Genomic DNA, 19,120 nt, shown 5'->3' with positions numbered 1-19,120 from the left:
ACGGCGGTAGCGTTGTTTTTTGGTGAAAAAAAGCCTGCATGGCGCAGGCTTTGGGTAATTCTATAAGGTTAGTGATAAATCATTGCGTTTACAGATTTATTTAACGCTCAACTTGGCTCACATCACGGACGGCACCCGTATCGGCACTGGTAGTCATAGCTGCATAAGCACGCAGCGCAGGCGAGACGTGACGCTCACGGCTCACAGGCTTCCATGCGTTACGTCCACGCGCTTCCATCTCTTCACGGCGCGCAGCAAGCTCGGCATCGCTGACTTGCATATTGATGGTACGGTTCGGGATATCAATATGAATGGTATCGCCTTCTTGTACTAAACCAATCGCGCCACCTTCAGCTGCTTCTGGGCTGGCGTGACCAATGGATAAGCCTGAGGTGCCGCCAGAGAAACGACCATCTGTGAGCAGCGCACACTCTTTGCCCAAACCTTTAGACTTAAGATAAGTGGTTGGATAAAGCATTTCTTGCATACCAGGCCCACCTTTTGGGCCTTCATAGCGAATGATGACCACATCGCCGGCGACAATTTGGTCATCAAGCACGGCGGCTACGGCAGCGTCTTGTGATTCAAAGATACGTGCGCGTCCGGTAAAGACTAAGATGCTTTCATCGACGCCTGCGGTTTTAACCACGCAGCCGCGCTCAGCAATATTGCCGTATAGTACTGCTAAGCCGCCATCGGTTGAATAGGCATGCTGAGCACTACGAATACAGCCCGACTCACGATTGACGTCAAGGTTTGGCCACTCTTTTGATTGCGAGAAGGCCTGCGTGGTACGGACGCCACCAGGAGCGGCAATATAGCGCGCACGTGCCTCAGTATTATCAGGATTCATGATATCCCATTTATCGATAGCATCTCTCATGCTTGCGCTATGAATGGTTGGGATATCGGTGGTTAGTAAACTGGCACGGTCAAGCTCGGCAAGTAACGCCATCACACCACCAGCACGGTGGACATCTTCCATATGATATTTTTGTGAAGCAGGAGCGACTTTCGACAGGCAAGGGACACTACGGCTTAGGCGGTCAATATCATGCATTTTAAAATCAACTTCCGCTTCATTGGCGGCGGCAAGTAGATGCAAGATAGTATTGGTCGAGCCACCCATCGCAATATCTAAGCTCATCGCATTTTCAAAAGCGGCTTTGGTAGCGATAGAGCGCGGTAATACCGAATCATCGTCTTGCTCATAACGGCGCTTGGCCAATGATACAATCGTGCGACCCGCTTCTAAAAACAACTCGCGGCGTAACGAATGCGTGGCTAATAGAGAGCCATTACCCGGCAATGATAAGCCTAATGCTTCGGTCAAGCAGTTCATTGAGTTGGCGGTAAACATCCCAGAGCATGAGCCACAAGTTGGGCAAGCCGAGCTTTCAATGGCCAAAACATCTTCATCGCTGATATTATCGTCAGCGGCATCCATCATGGCATCGACCAAATCAAGCTTACGAATCGCATTGCCTTTACTATCGGTCGTGTGCACATCGCTGCCACCATCATTATTATGGCTATGAGCGACAGTGCTAGCGATGACCTTGCCCGCTTCCATCGGGCCGCCAGAGACGAAAACAACAGGGATATTGAGGCGCATGGCTGCCATCAGCATACCAGGGGTGATTTTATCGCAGTTAGAAATACAGACTAGGGCGTCGGCGCAGTGGGCGTTGACCATATACTCAACCGAGTCTGCAATCAAATCACGGCTTGGTAATGAATACAACATGCCACTATGGCCCATGGCAATACCGTCATCGACCGCAATGGTATTAAACTCTTTTGCCACGCCGCCCGCTTTTTCAATCTCACGCGCCACCAGTTGCCCCAAGTCTTTTAGATGCACGTGACCGGGGACAAACTGGGTAAAGGAGTTGGCAATGGCGATAATCGGTTTGCCAAAGTCGCCATCCGTCATACCCGTTGCACGCCATAGGGCACGCGCACCGGCCATATTACGACCGCCAGTAGAAGTTTTTGAGCGATAATCCATGTGATATTCCTTACAAATAAGCGAGATTTATAAACGTCTGCAGCATCCGCTGTCATACGGATAGTGTGCTTTTTATGCCATGTGAGTACTAGTGAATAATACTAAGGCGTTACCATACCATTAGATATGGATAACTGAAAATCATTAACCAATAATCATAAAGACTTGAGGGTCAATATTTAAACGAGGCGCTCTAAAATAGCGGTCTCAAACCAAGGCAAATCGGCTTTATCGGTTTCAAGTTTGGCGATGACGACTAAGGCGTGAGGCGCTGGCAAGAATTGATAGTCAGGACTGGCAGCAATAGTCAGTAGCTGTTTATCGTTTTCGGCGTGCTCATCAATACTGATAAGTGTTTGCTTAGTATTCTTATAAAGCACATCGATACGACCAAAAAACTGCCACTCTTTAAAAGCAGCAGTAAGCGCATCGGCTTCATCTTTGGTATAAATTTGCTGGGTGTCTTTACCAGTATTGGTCCAATGCAGGCGTACGGCCAATTGCAGCGCTTCGCTAAACACCACCAATGAGCCAATCACTTTGACATGCCAAGGGCTGGTGATTAGCGCCTTATCAATACCGATAAGTTTCGCCGCCTCGTCAGCTGTCATGGGGGTATTAAACTGGGCAAGTAGGGCAGGTGTTAATGGATAAGTCTGTTTAATGCTGTCATCTAAACTGTCGTAATGATACAAAAAGGGCAGTGGCATATCCTGCGTCATGATTTTTTTGCTGATTTTACAATTATGGATACGCCAACTGATTGCCTTATCAGTTAATGCCTCAGCTAAGATAATGGCGTTTGGCTCAATGCTTGACATGGTTGACGGTGCGCTATCTTCAAGCGTTTCATTAACCGCAGTATGATTTCTCATAGTGTCATGAGCGTGGTCGCTATGAGCGTCAGTAGTGTTTGATGATTGGGATAATTGGGTTGGCAAGGCAGTCAAATCCATAAACCTGAGGTGATTAAAATAGAGGATTAATATAACATTTAAAGCGCACGGCTCGCCAATAAATTAATCGTATCACTTATAGAATTGTTGATAGCAAAACCCAGTAAAATTGAAAGTGGCTAGTGAATGTATCAGCCACTTGTACTCAATCCAAATTTCGTCCACTATATTTGCTGAGCTATTTACTCTTTAGTACTGACAACCAATTGATGACAACTAATTACTAATAAAAGGTTAAGGAATAAAAATGAGTCAAGATACCCAAACCAAATACGATGATAATAATATCTTTGCCAAAATGCTTAACGGTGATATCCCTTATCATAAAGTTTATGAGAATGACAAAACCCTCGCCTTTATGGATATCATGCCGCAAGCAAAAGGTCATGTACTGGTCATTCCTAAGCAAAAAGCCGTTGATTTAGTCGATCTTGAACCAGAATATGCCGCAGCAGTACTGATGACGTCCAAAAAAGTCATGCAAGCGCAGCGTCAAGTATTCGAGCGTGAGGGTATTATTCAAATGCAGTTAAATGGCGCACAAGCCGGACAAACTGTTTTTCATTACCATGTGCATCTAATTCCATCGAGCATTCATGAGCTAGGTCGTCATGCGGTCACGCAAGCAGATCAAGGTGAGCTTGCGGAAATGGCCAAGCAGTTAGCCGAGGCTATTGATGCTTAATATCTTAAATTAACTATTAATAATACAACCATTAAAAAAAAGGCAGCTAACAAGTTGCCTTTTTTATTGCTGAGTAATAGTCATGTAACAAACGTTAAAATAGTGTTACGAGTTCGGCACTTGCCTAGGGTTTTTGCAGATAGTGTGATAAAAATTATATTTGCTTAATAAGCGGTTTGATAAGAGCCGAACCAACTACTGCCTTTATTCGTACAAATTCATAAAGTGGGCAGTGCTACCTTTTCTTGTTGTATTTAGCTTTTTTATTGATTGTTATTTTTTGAGGACATCACTTTTTATGAGTAAATTACCTCGCTCCACTATTTTGTTACCCGTCTTTGTGCCCGCTGCAACCATTATGTTGTTATTGGTGATTGGTACAGCCATTAATCCTGAGGCAGCTGGTGAGTTGTTTAGTAAGGTATTGGCATTTACCACCGATACGTTCGGCTGGTTTTATATGTTGGCAGTTGCCATATTTTTGATGTTTATTATCGCCTTAGCATTTTCACCATATGGCAGTATTAAGTTGGGCCCTGACCATGCCGAGGCTGAGTATAAGTTCCTTGAATGGTTTGCCATGCTATTTTCAGCTGGGTATGGCATTGCTTTGTTATTTTATGGTGTCGCCGAGCCAGTATTACATTTTGCCAGTCCACCACTCTCTACGCCGCAGACTATTGCGGCGGCAAAAGAGGCGATGCAAATTGCTTATTTCCACTGGGGTTTTCATATTTGGGCGATTTATGGTGTGGTTGGCTTGTCACTGGCGTACTTCTCGTTTCGGCATGGTCTGCCATTGTCCGTGCGCTCAACGCTCTATCCACTAATCGGTGACAAAATCCATGGCCCCATTGGGCATACCGTCGATGTGTTTGCGATTGTCGGTACTATGTTTGGTATCGCCACCAGTTTGGGATTGTCAGTCGCGCAAATTAATGCAGGTTTAAATTATCTGTTGCCAAATACGGTGCCAGTCAGTACCACGGTACAAGTGATTATTATTGCCTTGGTGACGGCGGCGGCACTCGTTTCTGTACTAGCAGGTATGGACAAAGGGGTAAAGCGCTTATCTATCTTAAACATGGTGCTCGCCACTGCCTTGATGCTATTTGTATTTGTTGTCGGACCTTCAGTATTTATTCTAAATGCCTTTATGGAAAACACGGGCAGCTATCTAGGCAATATTGTCGAGCGTACCTTTAGTTTACAAGCCTATCAATCGAGCGATTGGATTGGTAGCTGGACGCTATTTATTTTTGCATGGACCATTGCGTGGGCGCCTTTTGTTGGGCTATTTATCGCCAAGATTAGTCGTGGACGTACCATTCGTGAGTTTGTTCTTGGTGTAATGCTGGTGCCAACGTTGTTTACCTTTTTCTGGTTCTCGGTATTCGGTGATACTGCGCTACACATGATTATGGTCGATGGTTATGAGGCACTGATTAGCGAGGTACAAAACAACCAAGCCATTGCGTTATTTAAGCTTTTAGAGCAATTACCATTTACTCAGATTGTCTCGTCATTGACCGTGCTATTGATTATTACCTTTTTTGTGACTTCGTCAGATTCAGGCTCATTGGTGATTGACTCGCTCGCCGCAGGTGGTCGTAGCGATACGCCTTGGTGGCAGCGTACGTTTTGGGTTGTCACTGAGGGTGCAGTCGCGGCGGTGCTACTTATCGCCGGTGGTTTGAGTGCATTACAAACTGCCGCTATCGTCAGTGCTTTACCGTTTGCAGTGATTATTTTGATCTCGACCTTTGGTATGTGGCGAGCGCTGCGTATCGAAGGCCATCGTAACGAGAGTTTGGCCAACGACAATCATTTACCGCCGCATCTGTTAAAACTAGACGCTTGGCGTGACCGTATTGATTATATGACCAATCAGCCAACGCGCGATAAAGTGCTGGGTTATATTAAAGGTACAGTGCTATCGTCGATGCAAGAGGTGGCAGAGAAATTTGCCGAAACCGGCTGGTTACCTGAGGTTAACTATGATGAGATTAATAATCGCGCCGTACTAGAACTAAGACGCGGGGATAATGTGGAATTCTGGTACGAAGTGCGCTTGTCAGAGCACGAGGTGCCTGATTATTATACCGAAGACATGGCCAATGAATTACCACAAGAGCATCATCACCGTGCCGAAGTTTATCTGCGCCGCGGTGGTCAGACCTATGATTTATATGGCTATCAGTCTGAATCGGTGATTAATGACATTATCGATCAATTTGAAAAGTATCTACACTTTGTCAATGTTTCGCCAAATATCTTGCCGTGGCGTATGCAGCAACATGATGATGACATCACGCTGGAGCAAGGCAGTGTGTTCGATAAATAAATGTGTATTCGTGTGATAAAAAAGGCAGCTAAGCAGCTGTCTTTTTTCGTTAAATAGCGATGTTTTTCAATATTAATAAAAAAGCAATGTTAATGAATAAAGCAATATTTTTTATCATTATTAGGTAATGTAACTATTGGCTCGGTGATTTAAAATTTATTTGAATAACTGGGCGTTATATAACAATATTAGACGCATACCCAAATTTAAGATTTTTTGAGAATTTTTTATGAGTAAACCTCGCTCTACTATTTTGATGCCAGTATTTATACCGACGGCCATTGTCATGTTATTGCTGGTAGTGGGGACATCGGTCAACCCACAGCTGGCGAGTGGTTTGTTTGTCCAAGTACTAGAGTTTACCACCGAGACATTCGGCTGGTTTTATATGCTAGCAACCGCGCTGTTTTTGATGTTTGTGGTGGTGCTCGCATTTTCGCCTTATGGCAGTATCAAACTAGGGCCTGACCATGGTGAGGCACAGTACAATTTTATTGAATGGTTTGCGATGTTGTTTTCGGCAGGGTACGGGATTGCTTTGCTATTTTATGGGGTAGCGGAGCCAGTGACGCATTTTGCCTCGCCGCCGCTATCAGAGCCACAAACTATAGCTGCGGCAAAAGAAGCCATGCAGATTGCTTACTTCCATTGGGGTTTCCATATTTGGGCAATTAATGGCGTCGTGGCCTTGACGCTAGCGTATTTTTCTTTTCGTCACGGTTTGCCACTATCCATGCGCTCGACGCTGTATCCCATCATCGGTGAAAAAATACATGGACCTATTGGTCATGCGGTTGATGTGTTCGCCATTTTAGGTACTTTATTTGGTTTGGCCACCAGTCTTGGCATTTCAGTGTCGCAGATAAATACGGGACTCCATTACCTATTACCAAGTATTCCAGTCAATACAACCGTGCAAGTAATCGCCATTGTTTTGATTACGGGACTGGCCTTGATATCAGTGCTTGCAGGTATGGACAAAGGAGTCAAACGTTTATCTATCTTAAATATGATACTGGCAACGGCGCTGATGCTGTTTGTATTTGCGGTAGGGCCGACGATATTTATTCTCAACGCCTTTATGGAAAACACGGGTAGTTATCTAGGTAATATTGTCGAGCGTACCTTTAGTCTGCAGGCGTATCAGCAAGGCGATTGGATTACCAGTTGGACGCTATTTATTTTTGCGTGGACGATTTCTTGGTCGCCTTTCGTCGGTATTTTTATTGCCAAGATTAGTCGTGGTCGTACCATTCGCGAGTTTATCGTTGGCGTGATGCTAGTACCTACCATCTTTACTTTCTTTTGGTTTGCGGTGTTTGGTGATACAGCACTAAATATGATTATGATTCAAGGCTATGAATCGCTGATTACTGAAGTGCAAAATAACCAAGCGATTGCTTTATTTAAACTGCTTGAGAACCTACCGTTTACCCAAGTGGTATCTGTACTGGCTGTGGTACTTATCATTACCTTTTTTATCACCTCATCCGATTCAGGTTCATTGGTGATTGACTCGCTCGCAGCGGGCGGGCGCAGTGATACGCCGGCATGGCAGCGTACGTTTTGGGTATTGATACTTGGCGTTGTTGCCTCGGCGTTGCTCTTAGCAGGTGGCCTGCAAGCGCTGCAAACAGCGGCAATTGTTAGCGCCTTGCCCTTTACGATTATTATTTTGATTGCGATGTTTGGCATGTGGCGAGCGCTGCGTATCGAAGGTCATCGCAATCAAAGCCTGGCCAGTGACAATCATCTGCCGCCGCATCTGTTGAAACTAGATGCATGGCGTGACCGCATTGACTATATGACCCAGCAGCCAACGCGCGATAAAGTTTTGGGTTATATTAAAGGAACGGTTTTATCGTCGATGCATGAGGTTGCCGAAAAGTTTGCCGAAACGGGTTGGTTGCCTGAGGTGAATTTTGATGAAGTCAATGACCGCGTGGTATTTGAGCTCAGGGGCGGCGATAACGTCGAGTTTTGGTACGAAGTGCGTTTATCAGAGCATGAAGTGCCAGATTATTATACGGAAGAGATGGCGAGTAAACTGCCGCAAGAGCATCATTATCGGGCGGAAGTTTATCTACGCCGCGGCGGGCAAACCTATGACTTATATCGCTATCAATCAGATTCAGTGATTAACGATATTATTGATCAGTTTGAAAAATATTTGCACTTTATTAATATATCTCCTGACATTTTGCCGTGGCGTATGCAAGTACATGATAATGATATTACCTTAGAGCAGGGCAGTGTTTTTGATAAATAGGCATTTTTTCCTTGACGTGCGCTAAGCAAATGATTGCCTCTATCACTTGCAATAAAGTTAAGAACCCTTAGAATAACGGCTTGTTTTCACTACGAATCAAGCCGTTTTTTATGCTTATAAATAATCCCGTGTCTAATCAAGCGTCAGCAGAAGCTAATAATGACCATCCTTTATTGCAGCCCTTGGTTATTGGCGGCTTGACGATTGAAAATCGTCTGATGGTCGCACCGATGGCTGGCGTGACGGATAATCCGTTTCGTAGACTTTGTAAATCCTTTGGCGCAGGGCATGCCGTTAGTGAGATGATCATCGCTGATACTGCACTTTATGCGCGCAAAAAATCGCTCTACCGCGCCAATTTTGATAACGAAATAGCGCCTATTTCTGCGCAGATAGCGGGCGCAGAACCGGATAAATTGGCAGAAGCGGCACGTTATCAGATTGATAATGGCGCGCAGATTATTGATATCAATATGGGCTGCCCGGCCAAAAAAGTGTGCCGTAAATTGGCAGGATCTGCGCTCTTGCAAGACGAAGATTTGGTCGCGCGCTTACTGGATGCGGCGGTAGGAGCCGTTGATGCTCCTGTGACCTTAAAAACGCGTTTGGGGTTTGAAAATGGCCGCGAAAATATTTTGCGCGTGGCCAAGCGAGCAGAGCAGGCGGGTATTGCTGCGATTGCCATTCATGGTCGAACGCGTGAGGATATGTATACTGGGGAAGCGCGTTATGAGCTGATTCGCGAAGTCAAAGAAAGCATTAATATTCCTGTGATTGCCAATGGCGATATCGATAGCGCGCAAAAAGCGCAGCGTGTCTATGAGCTGACCGGTTGTGATGCGGTGATGATAGGGCGTGCTGCGCAAGGGCAGCCTTGGATATTTCGCGATATCGAGCATTTTTTGCGCTCAGGAGAAGTGCTTGCTGCACCTAGTGTGAGCGAGATAAAAGAGATTGTCCTAGCGCATTTGCAAGAGCTATATGAGTTTTACGGCGAATATTCAGGCTGCCGAATTGCTCGCAAGCACATTGCGTGGTATACCACCGGCATCCCTAATTCCAACGCTTTTCGCCAAGCCATGTATGGTGAAGAGAGTACCGCTGGGCAGTTTCGCGTGGTCGAAGACTTTTTACACGCGCACGAATAGCAAGAAAAAACGGTCAGTTTAAGCAATCCACTTGATAATAAATACCTAACTGCTAATATTCATGATATTAAATGCATTTTACGGCTTATTTATTAACTTCAATCCAATTATATTTGTTATGCTTTAGGCGAACATTAACGGAAGTATCATTTACGAAAAGGATCTTTTATGGCCAACCCCTCAAAAAAAGCAATCAGCAAAGCAGTCAAAGATAAGCATATTATTATCACAGGGGCATCAAGTGGTATTGGTGAGCGTACGGCCTATTTGCTCAGTGAATGCGGTGCTCATGTGATCTTGCTGGCACGTACTGAAGACAAATTAAAAGCTGTGAAAGACAGTATCGAGGAGCTTGGTGGTAAAGCTACTTATTACCCTTGTGATCTGACCAATATGGATGATATCGAAAAAATTAGCACGCAAATTTTGGCAGATTTCGGTCATGTAGATGTCCTGGTCAATAATGCGGGTCGCTCAATTCGTCGCTCGGTGCACGAGTCTATAGATCGGTTCCATGATTTTGAGCGTACCATGGATATCAATTACTTTGGTGCGGTTAAAATAGTGCTTGGATTTTTGCCGACCATGATCGAGCGCCAGACCGGTCAAATTGTAAATATCTCGTCGATTGGTGTGCTCGCAAACAGTCCGCGCTTTGCCGCTTATGTCGCCTCGAAATCAGCATTGGATGCCTTTAGCCGCTGCTTGGCCGCTGAAGTAAAAGGCGATAATGTCACCATTACCAATATCTTTATGCCGTTGGTGCGTACGCCGATGATTGAGCCAACTAAGTTATACCGCTACATGCCTGCGCTGATGCCTGATGAAGCGGCGATGATGGTCGCCAAAGCGATTGTCCATAAACCAAACAGTATTGCCAGTAACATGGGCAAATTTGCGTCGGCGACTTATTCACTAGCACCAGCCATTAACGTTGGTATTCAATCGATGGGTTACCGTATTTTCCCAAGTACTCGTGCTGGATTGACTAGCAATAAAAAACCAAACCTTGCTCAGCGTGCCTTTGCCAGAATTCTACCGGGTGAGCATCACTAAGATAATATGTCTGATGTATTTAAAAAAAGAGATGCTACGGTATCTCTTTTTTAATGTCTTAAAATTATTTTTAATTATATAAATGGGTAGGTAGTGGATTTTTGGTTTGCCATAACGTTTCTCAGGGGAAGAAGAGTAGTTCCCTAGTGAGGATTTGAACAATAGGCTGTAGGCCAATGGTATCAAGGTTTCAACTTACGGAAATAGTCATAGTGTACTTCGTGGTGTATCTGCCATACACATTCTATTCGTGATCGATGCGCTATACAGGAATCGATCTGGCAGATGTATGAAACACCTCGGAATTTCCATACTCTCTCAGATTGTTGAGTCTTAAACAATCCTAATGTGGCTCAGCATACGCATCAACCATACACCGTCAAAGAAATATTTTTTGTGGTATTCATCGGCCCAATAGTGATATTGATAATATCGCAAACCTAGAGAACACAAGAAGCTTACTACCAATACCAATATAAACCATGAAATATGCGGTGTTTTTTTAACAAAAAAACGATAAATTATTAAAAAAGACATGGCACACAAACTAAAATACCAAGCAAAAGCACCATATCCCCATGCCACTATATGTCCGTTTGAAGTGTAGTTGACAGGAAAAACATCATAAAAACTTAAAGCTATCGAACATAACAACAAGATAGCTAAAACGACTGAAAATTTGGTCGAGTAGTTTGGTATGGTAAGTAATCGAATAACAAGGTAGAAGAATATATAGTTTCCACAAACAGCTAATATTCCGTAGTCTCCTAACGTCAATCCTATAGATAAATACAACGTGCCCAATATTAAAGTACCAATACCTCCGCCATCTTGACCATCTCCTACCATTATACTTAGCTTATAAGCAGGTAATAATAAACAAAGAACATAAGTTATCATCAAAAATTGAGTTACTAACTTTAGGTTTTGGTCTGATACAAGCAGAGCTGGTCTTTTATTCATAATATTTATGGCTTGTATGCGATTTTGTAAGTGGATGAGGAAAAGTACAATTCGAGCTTTCTAAATAGCCAGTGATAGCTTTTGATTCAAGGCTTTTCAATAGAGAGTATACCCCAACGGAACCAGCTATTTCACCCTTAAAACCTATTAACAGACCACTTAAAACAGACTGATATAATGGAACTATTTAAAACAGGCTAGCCAAACACACGCCACATTATCCAAAATAACCCTGCCATCACCGCAGCAATGACCAATAGCCGCTTTGCCCAATAAGGAATAAGCGGTTTTTTATAGCCCAAATCATTAAGCTGGCTGTCAACGCCGTCTTGTAGACTTTGGAAGCCTTGCTCAGAGGGCGTGCTTTTGACTTTACTTCTAATCAATTGCTCAGGTTCTTCTTGCACTTGTTCTCTATCAAAGCTAAAAGCTTGGCTTGGGATACCTTGTTTGTTGGCGATAGTCGTGAGGGTTTGCTGCTGCTGGTTCTTTAGCGCAAGCTCATAAGCATCTATGCGAGATTTGGCGGCATCCATACTGATATTTTCATCAGCGGCCAAGGTTTTAATTGCCTGCACCAAATTGCCTTTTTCGACCATCATCATAACGGCTTTTGGCAGTTTTTTATTGGCGGGCGTTGAGCCTGAATCAGAGTCAAACATGACAGTCCTTATTTGGGTGTGATACTAGGTAGGTGAGGGTATTATAACCATTTTATCGGCGCAAAATTCAAGCAAAAAAATACCGCAACCATTATCATGTCTGCGGTATTTTCATGGCGCTTATCCTATTTTAATAAAAAAATGGCAATAAACGCTTCTTATAAATTATCTAGGATAATTTATAGGTCTTTCCAGCGTTGGATAGACTCTTTGATGACTTCTTTAGCTTCTGCGACGTCACCCCAAGATTCGACCACCGTTGTACCGGCTTTTTTAAGGTCTTTATAGTGGCTAAAATGGAATTGTAATTGGTTGATAAGCTGCTTTGGTAAGTCTTCTAGGCTGTTATAAGCATTGCCTGTATCACGGTCGTCAGCCGGTACGACGACGATTTTGTCATCAACTTCGCCATCATCAACGAATTTCATCACGCCGATTACTTTCGCTTTTAAGAAAATACCAGTAGGCAAAGGCTGTTCTGTGATGATAAGCGCATCTAACTCATCGCCATCTTCATCAAGGGTTTGCGGAATAAAACCATAGTTACAAGGTTTAGCAAAAATCTGTGGATCAACACGGTCAAGCTCAAAAACTGCCAATTCGCGATTCCACTCAATTTTATGGCTGCTACCAGTTGGGATTTCTACGACCACATTAATGATGCCGCCATCGACGTCGCCTGCGTCTAAAATTTTATTAAAATCTGCCATAAATTGCTCCAAGGTGCTTTTGTTATGAATACTTCAATGATAAAGGGTTAAATGTTGGCGCGCTAAGGTTATTGCTGCGCCCAATTTGTGCGCCTGCGATTATAACAAGTTTGACTAAAATTTTCTCACAATGCTTAAGTCTAAGCGTGCACGATATTATGCAAAAAAGGATTATGCAAAGAACAGTATTTAATTTGAAAAACTGTGTAAGCAAGACTGTATAAAAAAACTTGGAAAATTACTTTGGGGCGAGGGCACGTAATTGGATATGTCCAGCATGACGTTTGGCAATATTATCGATAAGTTTTTGGGTCACTTGCTCATAGCTTAAACAGTTGGTCATTGCTGGCATAGATTTTTCCGCTACCTGCGCTGCCAGTTGTTCATCCACCGTTTGCTCATCCTGCGTTTGCTCAACCATCGCAACGAAGTCAGCCAGTCGTAACATTTGCATGCCCGCATAACCACAAGGATTAATCGCATTAAAGGCCGATAAATCACAATCTAAATTAATCGCGACGCCATGATAACTAAAACCATGCTTGATTTTAAAGCCAAGTGAGGCGATTTTACCGAGCATAATGGCGTCATCGGCCGGAAGCTCAGTGAGTGGTTGAGCCTTGTCATTGCTGGCAGTATTCAGATGGCTATATAAATAAACCCCGGGCGCATCGCGGCGGGCATGGGCGCTGATAAGACTGCTATTAGGCGCGTGGCTTTTTAGGCAGTCATTGACCACATCTTCAATCGCTTGCTCGGCGTGCGATACCATGTTGCGCACACTCCAGCCCAAACTTTCCAAATCAAACAACCAATAGATAACCAACTGTCCATGCCCGTGCCATGTCACCTGACCGCCGCGGTCGGTCTTGATAATCGGGGTATTGGTACGTTGTAGGATATGCTCTTCTTTACCGGCTTGTCCAAGCGTATAGACATCATTGTGATCGACAATCCAAAGCTCGTCAGGCGTACGTAGACCTTGCTCTTTTTTGAGCGCGATACGTGCTAACGTACGCGATAGCATAGCATCAAGGGTAGGGACGTAATCAGCAGCTGAGAGTGATTTGCTGACCAGCATATCATTGAGTGGTTGCGCGGTATTTTGCATGAGAGTGATTGTCTTATGGTTTTGTTATTAAAAAAGGGGCTTGTTATTGATATTTAGTGTAGCAGTTTTAGCTTTTGTGCCCAAATCTAAATTTCGCTATTTAATCTATGAATTAATTGTCCGAGCTGCGTTAAAACTACTGTTAAATTGCGGCAATATAACCCTTGCCTGACACGTATTTCATACAAACCCAGTAGTCAATCAAAGGTGCTGTTCATTGATTGGACAATGCGTTACATTAAACGGCATTGAATAAAATAAATACTGTTTAGCAGCATTGAATGGAATCTCAGGCGCTTTTCGTACTTTAGAGACTGCTTATTTTAACGACCATAGATTCAGAGTCCTAAATCGATAATAGCGTACTGACTCTAACGCTCATAACAAGGAAGACAAATGACTGATAGTAATCAAAATACACCCTCTCAAAATGAGCCTACGCCAACCAATCAAACTCAAAAACCAAATCATGCTCATAATGCAGATGAGTCTCTTAGTATCATTAAAACGGTCGCTGATATGCAAGCGCAATTTGCGCGCTTACAAAAGCTGAGCCGCACGCAGCCTATCAATGATTGGACCACGCGTGAAAATCAACTCGATAATTTAGAGGTGATGCTAAGCGACAACCAAGCGCTACTTGCCAAAGCGATTAGTGCCGATTTTGGCTATCGCAGTGAGTCCGAAACACAGTTTGCTGAGCTATTTCCAAGCTTTACCGGTATTAGCCATGCAAAAAAGAATGGTAAAAAATGGATGAAGCCGCAGCGGGTATCGATTTCAGCGCTTTATATGCCAGCTCATAATGAGATTCAGCCGCAGCCGCTTGGCGTGGTCGGTATTATGGTGCCTTGGAATTACCCGCTATTTTTAGCAGTCGGACCGATGATTGATGCGCTGGTAGCGGGCAATCGCATTATGATTAAGATGAGCGAGGCGGCACCGCAATTTGCTCAAACCTTTGCTGAGACTATTTCGCGTTATTTTTCACCGGATATGGTTTCTGTGGTGATTGGCGAAGTTGAGATTGCCGAAGCCTTTAGTAAACTGCCTTTTGACCATTTATTGTATACCGGCTCGACCGCAGTCGGCAAAAAAGTCATGGCGGCGGCGGCACCGAACTTAACGCCAGTCACCCTTGAGCTGGGTGGTAAGTCGCCGGTTGTCGTTTTAGAAGGTGCTAATTTAGAAAACGCTGTTAATCGCGTGATGATGGGTAAAACGCTTAATGCGGGTCAAACCTGTATTGCGCCTGATTATGTATTGGTTCAACGTCAATATCATGAGGAGTTTACCCGTCTGGCAAAAGAGTGGATGGAAAAGCATTATCCCAATATTGCAGACAATCCTGATTACTCGCACATCATCAACGGCGAGCAGTTTAAACGCGTCAAAGGCTATCTCGATGATCTAGAAGATGACCATATCCATCAGTTGACGGATGCAGATGCTGATCACGACAGCCGCCTGATGCCGCCAGTGATTGTCAAAGAGCCTGCGCCTGATAGTGAGCTGATGCAAAACGAGATTTTTGCGCCGATTTTGCCCTTGATGCACTATGACACTCTCGATGATGCTATTGATTTTATCAATGAGCGTCCACGCCCGTTGGCACTTTATGTCTTTGGTGACAACAGCAGCGAGATAGATCAGGTGCGTAACAATACGGTGTCAGGCGGTCTGTGTATCAATGAAGTCATTATGCATGTGGCGCAGCATGACTTGCCGTTCGGCGGGGTTGGGCACTCAGGTACGGGCGCTTATCACGGCAAAGCGGGTTTTGAGCGTCTTAGTCATATGAAGCCGGTATTCATACAATCGAAGCTCAATGGTCTTAATATTTTATTGCCGCCGTATGGTGGTGTATTTAAAAAAGCCATGGCACTGTTTTTAAAATAACAATACGCTCTAAATAAGTAGCGTTATAAAAAATAGCATCTACTCAGGTAGGTGCTATTTTTTATCTAAAAGTTAATCCATTACCTTCAGAACATTCAAAATAAGTAGTTAAAAACCGCTTTTTAGAATGAATGAGCATTTGTCATCTTATCTATAAATCGCTACATTTTGTAGACCACCTAAACAAAACGGTGCTATTTTTTAGACGCACTCTAAGTAAATAAATTAATAATAAACAACAGACTTTAGGTGTAAAAATAAGCTTTACTAAACTTAGAGATAATTTCAAGAATAATAACGATAAATAGGATCTGCCGTGCGCCAATGGATTGCCTCAAGCTTATTATTAATAAGCTCGCTCATCTTATCTTTACCCGTATCCGCTGCTGTATCAAGTTGTGATGCGCCGATTAAATTTGGCGCGCTCACGTGGGAGAGTGGGCAGTTTACCACTGGGGTGTTGAAATATATCACTGAAAATGGCTATGGCTGTCAAGTGACGGAGGTACCGGGCGCCGGTCCAGCGCTTGAAAATGCCTTGCTGCAAAATGATATCCAAGTCATCGGTGAGCAGTGGATAGGGCGCTCGCCGATTTTAGAGCAAGCTATTGAGGACAAAAAGGTGGCAATCATTGGCGACACGCTTGAGGGCGGTGCGACCCAAGGATGGTATGTGCCCAAATATGTCCTAGAGGAAAATCCGGGTCTGCGTCGTTATCAAGATTTGCCCAAATACGCTGAGCTATTTAAAGATCCTGAAGACCCGAGTAAGTCGCGCTTTATGAACTGCCCGTCAGGATGGGCATGTGAGATTTTTAATACCCGTTTATTAAAAAATACCGGTTTAGATAAGACTTTTAATAGTGTTCATCCTGGTACGGGCGCCGCGCTCGATGCCGAAATATCCTCTGCTTTTGAACAGCATAAACCCTTATTGTTTTATTACTGGCAACCAACTGGGCTCATGGCAAAATACGACTTTGCGCCATTAGAGTTCCCTGCGCACGATGATGCCTGTTGGCAAGATTTATTAATAGCTGATGGTACTTCTGATTGCATCTCAGGTTTTCCTGTTTCTCCTTTGAGTATCGCGGTATCGACGCCTTTTATACAATCTAATCCTGAGCTGACCGATTTTTTTAAACAAGTTAAATTTACCCCGGATCAGCTCAACGGCGCTATTTTAGAGATGAATGAAAACAAGCGCAGCGGTGATGAGCAAGCGCTGGTATTTTTACGTCAAAATCCTGATATTTGGCAGACGTGGATAACGCCAGAAGCGGCGCAGAAGATGGCGGCGACGCTTGGTGTCAGCTTGAATGGTGGCGCTTTGTCAAATAACGCTGCCTCAAATAGATCAACAAACAATAATACCGCTAACTTATTCAGCGTGTCCTCAAGCTTTCCTGCATGGTCGCTTGAAAGCTCGCTCAATAACGTCTTAGCGACTTTGGTTAGAAACTATGGTGACGTTTTTCGCAGTGTTAGTAGCGCCGCTTTAACCTATCTATTGTTGCCCATTGAACGCTTTTTAACCTTTATGCCGCCGTGGCTAATCATTGCGCTGGTGACCGTATTGGCATGGTTTGGCGTTCGTAAAATATGGTTCGCGCTAGCATGTGGCGTCGGATTATTTCTAATTGGTGCGTTTGGACTATGGAGTGCGTTGATTGATACCTTTGCGCTGCTTATTGTATCAGTCCTGGTCACGGTGGTGGTTGGTATTCCAATCGGTATCGCAATGTCTGGTAGTAAAATCTTGCGTAAAATTATCACACCGATACTCGATGTGATGCAGACCATGCCAAGCTTTGTCTATTTGATACCCGTGCTTATGTTATTCGGCATTGGTAAAGTACCTGCGCTATTTGCCACCATTATTTATGCTTTGCCGCCGCTGATTCGTCTGACCACACTTGGAATTACCCAAGTCAATCACGAAATGGTCGAAGCAGGGCGCTCATTTGGTAGCACGCATTTGCAACTGCTGATTTGGATTAAATTGCCGCAAGCGCTGCCGAGCATCATGGCAGGTATCAACCAAGCGGTAATGATGTCGCTCTCCATGGTGGTGCTGGCTTCTATGATTGGCGCACCGGGTCTTGGTGAAGATGTGCTGCAATCGATTCAAACGCTCAATATCGGTCAAGGCTTACAAGCAGGCACAGCTATTGTCATCGTCGCCATCATTATTGACCGTATCACGCAGGCCTTTGGGCAAGGAAAACGCGCGCGGCAAAAAACCATTGATGCGGGCAGACGCCCGATTGGTTAATGATGAATCATAAAAATAAAAAATGAGAGCCACAATGAACCATATTCAATTAGAAAATATCAGCAAGGTTTATAATGCCAATAGCTCGCAAGCGCAGTCGGCCTTGGCATTATTGGCAGAAGGTATGGACAGCATTGCCGTCAAAAAGCAGACTGGCTATTCGGTCGGTCTTTATGATATCAATTTGAGCGTTAAAGCGGGCGAGCTGCATTGTATAATGGGCTTATCAGGCTCTGGTAAATCGACACTAATACGTCATATCAATCGTTTAATTGACCCGACTAGTGGAAAAATTTGGGTGGATACCGCTATTAACGCGAAAGAATCTAGAGCTGACACCTTTTTTAATTCGGTGGTGGTAAGCGAAGAGCAATTAACGGATAGAAACGAAAAGTCTTCTGCTATTAATATCCTAGCGCTCAATGATAAAGAGTTACAGTATTATCGCCAGCAAACGGTCAGCATGGTGTTTCAGCATTTTGGTTTGGTGCCTCATATGACAGTGCTACAAAACGTCGCTTACGGTTTGCGTGTGCGTAAAATGAGTACCAAGGAGCGCCATGAAGTGGCAAGTTATTGGCTCAATGAGGTCGGGCTACCCAATCTAGAACGCAGCTATCCTGATGAGTTGTCTGGCGGTATGCAGCAGCGGGTGGGACTGGCACGGGCATTGGCGACCGACAATCCAATCTTACTGATGGATGAGGCATTCTCCGCACTTGATCCCCTTATTCGCGCGCAGCTACAAGACCAGTTGCTTGATTTACAAGAACGGCTTAATAAAACCATCGTCTTTATTACCCATGATATCGATGAGGCGGTCAAAGTTGGTCAGCGTATCAGTATTTTAAATGGTGGGCGACTGGTACAAACTGGTAGCGCAACTGAGTTACGCAACAATCCCGCTGATGATTATGTGGCGCAATTTATGGGTGCTAAAAGTTAACTACCTTATATTCTTAATCTAACTGATATTAACTATTAAATTTCTTATTAAGTAATTGATTGGCCTAGTAATATTGATTTTTTAT

Annotated in this window: 14 protein-coding genes; 8 read left to right on the top strand and 6 right to left on the bottom strand. The window is 44.0% G+C overall.

The annotated features are described in order from the left end of the window. Positions 1-100: 100 nt before the first annotated feature. Positions 101-2,011, bottom strand: coding sequence for a dihydroxy-acid dehydratase (ilvD, locus tag ACPEGP_RS04235; RefSeq protein ID WP_068408234.1), 1,911 nt, complete (start codon positions 2,009-2,011; stop codon positions 101-103). Positions 2,012-2,190: 179 nt separating this feature from the next. Next, positions 2,191-2,967: a hypothetical protein gene (locus tag ACPEGP_RS04230; protein ID WP_068408232.1), complete on the bottom strand. Its 777-nt coding sequence runs from the start codon at positions 2,965-2,967 to the stop codon at positions 2,191-2,193. A gap of 247 nt (positions 2,968-3,214) precedes the next feature. Here ACPEGP_RS04230 and ACPEGP_RS04225 point away from each other — a divergent pair, with 247 nt between their 5' ends. The 5 genes from ACPEGP_RS04225 (at position 3,215) to ACPEGP_RS04205 (ending at position 10,469) form a co-directional block, all read left to right on the top strand. Then, on the top strand, positions 3,215-3,652 hold the full coding sequence (locus ACPEGP_RS04225; RefSeq protein ID WP_423814033.1) for an HIT family protein: 438 nt from the start codon (positions 3,215-3,217) through the stop codon (positions 3,650-3,652). A 298-nt stretch (positions 3,653-3,950) separates the two neighbouring features. Then, positions 3,951-5,996, top strand: coding sequence for a BCCT family transporter (locus ACPEGP_RS04220; RefSeq protein ID WP_200661925.1), 2,046 nt, complete (start codon positions 3,951-3,953; stop codon positions 5,994-5,996). Positions 5,997-6,225: 229 nt separating this feature from the next. After that, the gene (locus tag ACPEGP_RS04215) at positions 6,226-8,265 is read left to right on the top strand and encodes a BCCT family transporter (protein ID WP_423814032.1); all 2,040 of its coding nucleotides are present in this window, start codon (positions 6,226-6,228) and stop codon (positions 8,263-8,265) included. A gap of 110 nt (positions 8,266-8,375) precedes the next feature. Beyond that, on the top strand, positions 8,376-9,413 hold the full coding sequence (gene dusB / locus ACPEGP_RS04210; RefSeq protein WP_144297609.1) for a tRNA dihydrouridine synthase DusB: 1,038 nt from the start codon (positions 8,376-8,378) through the stop codon (positions 9,411-9,413). A gap of 168 nt (positions 9,414-9,581) precedes the next feature. Next, on the top strand, positions 9,582-10,469 hold the full coding sequence (locus ACPEGP_RS04205; protein WP_423814031.1) for an SDR family NAD(P)-dependent oxidoreductase: 888 nt from the start codon (positions 9,582-9,584) through the stop codon (positions 10,467-10,469). Between the two features lie 333 nt (positions 10,470-10,802). Here ACPEGP_RS04205 and ACPEGP_RS04200 read toward each other — a convergent pair whose 3' ends face one another. From ACPEGP_RS04200 to ACPEGP_RS04185, 4 genes are all read right to left on the bottom strand, one after another. Continuing rightward, complete coding sequence (locus ACPEGP_RS04200) at positions 10,803-11,432, bottom strand: hypothetical protein (protein ID WP_423814030.1); 630 nt, start codon at positions 11,430-11,432, stop codon at positions 10,803-10,805. A 197-nt stretch (positions 11,433-11,629) separates the two neighbouring features. Continuing rightward, the gene (locus ACPEGP_RS04195; RefSeq protein WP_423814029.1) at positions 11,630-12,094 is read right to left on the bottom strand and encodes a hypothetical protein; all 465 of its coding nucleotides are present in this window, start codon (positions 12,092-12,094) and stop codon (positions 11,630-11,632) included. A 179-nt stretch (positions 12,095-12,273) separates the two neighbouring features. After that, positions 12,274-12,804 (bottom strand): inorganic diphosphatase, encoded by a 531-nt coding sequence (locus ACPEGP_RS04190; RefSeq protein WP_025651820.1) that lies wholly within the window; start codon positions 12,802-12,804, stop codon positions 12,274-12,276. Between the two features lie 238 nt (positions 12,805-13,042). Continuing rightward, the gene (locus ACPEGP_RS04185) at positions 13,043-13,915 is read right to left on the bottom strand and encodes a lipoyl protein ligase domain-containing protein (protein ID WP_423814028.1); all 873 of its coding nucleotides are present in this window, start codon (positions 13,913-13,915) and stop codon (positions 13,043-13,045) included. Between the two features lie 396 nt (positions 13,916-14,311). Here ACPEGP_RS04185 and ACPEGP_RS04180 point away from each other — a divergent pair, with 396 nt between their 5' ends. From ACPEGP_RS04180 to ACPEGP_RS04170, 3 genes are all read left to right on the top strand, one after another. After that, positions 14,312-15,814 carry a coniferyl aldehyde dehydrogenase gene (locus ACPEGP_RS04180; protein ID WP_193030609.1) on the top strand — a complete coding sequence of 501 codons (1,503 nt, stop codon included), beginning with the start codon at positions 14,312-14,314 and terminating at the stop codon, positions 15,812-15,814. A gap of 316 nt (positions 15,815-16,130) precedes the next feature. Continuing rightward, positions 16,131-18,089 carry a glycine betaine ABC transporter substrate-binding protein gene (locus tag ACPEGP_RS04175; protein WP_423814027.1) on the top strand — a complete coding sequence of 653 codons (1,959 nt, stop codon included), beginning with the start codon at positions 16,131-16,133 and terminating at the stop codon, positions 18,087-18,089. A gap of 34 nt (positions 18,090-18,123) precedes the next feature. Further along, complete coding sequence (locus tag ACPEGP_RS04170; protein ID WP_423814026.1) at positions 18,124-19,035, top strand: ATP-binding cassette domain-containing protein; 912 nt, start codon at positions 18,124-18,126, stop codon at positions 19,033-19,035. The last annotated feature ends 85 nt before the right edge of the window (positions 19,036-19,120 follow it).

The sequence above is a fragment of the Psychrobacter sp. 219-2-C genome, from assembly GCF_049560815.1.
In the GTDB taxonomy this organism is placed as follows: domain Bacteria; phylum Pseudomonadota; class Gammaproteobacteria; order Pseudomonadales; family Moraxellaceae; genus Psychrobacter; species Psychrobacter faecalis.
The sequence above is the reverse complement of the archived record's forward strand: the minus strand, read 5'-3'. Positions and strand labels throughout refer to the sequence as shown.

Coding starts and splice junctions, on each gene's coding strand:
- ilvD (WP_068408234.1), bottom strand. CDS start 2,011: ATGGATTATCGCTCAAAAACTTCTACTGGCGGTCGTAATATGGCCGGT.
- ACPEGP_RS04230 (WP_068408232.1), bottom strand. CDS start 2,967: ATGGATTTGACTGCCTTGCCAACCCAATTATCCCAATCATCAAACACT.
- ACPEGP_RS04225 (WP_423814033.1), top strand. CDS start 3,215: ATGAGTCAAGATACCCAAACCAAATACGATGATAATAATATCTTTGCC.
- ACPEGP_RS04220 (WP_200661925.1), top strand. CDS start 3,951: ATGAGTAAATTACCTCGCTCCACTATTTTGTTACCCGTCTTTGTGCCC.
- ACPEGP_RS04215 (WP_423814032.1), top strand. CDS start 6,226: ATGAGTAAACCTCGCTCTACTATTTTGATGCCAGTATTTATACCGACG.
- dusB (WP_144297609.1), top strand. CDS start 8,376: ATGCTTATAAATAATCCCGTGTCTAATCAAGCGTCAGCAGAAGCTAAT.
- ACPEGP_RS04205 (WP_423814031.1), top strand. CDS start 9,582: ATGGCCAACCCCTCAAAAAAAGCAATCAGCAAAGCAGTCAAAGATAAG.
- ACPEGP_RS04200 (WP_423814030.1), bottom strand. CDS start 11,432: ATGAATAAAAGACCAGCTCTGCTTGTATCAGACCAAAACCTAAAGTTA.
- ACPEGP_RS04195 (WP_423814029.1), bottom strand. CDS start 12,094: ATGTTTGACTCTGATTCAGGCTCAACGCCCGCCAATAAAAAACTGCCA.
- ACPEGP_RS04190 (WP_025651820.1), bottom strand. CDS start 12,804: ATGGCAGATTTTAATAAAATTTTAGACGCAGGCGACGTCGATGGCGGC.
- ACPEGP_RS04185 (WP_423814028.1), bottom strand. CDS start 13,915: ATGCAAAATACCGCGCAACCACTCAATGATATGCTGGTCAGCAAATCA.
- ACPEGP_RS04180 (WP_193030609.1), top strand. CDS start 14,312: ATGACTGATAGTAATCAAAATACACCCTCTCAAAATGAGCCTACGCCA.
- ACPEGP_RS04170 (WP_423814026.1), top strand. CDS start 18,124: ATGAACCATATTCAATTAGAAAATATCAGCAAGGTTTATAATGCCAAT.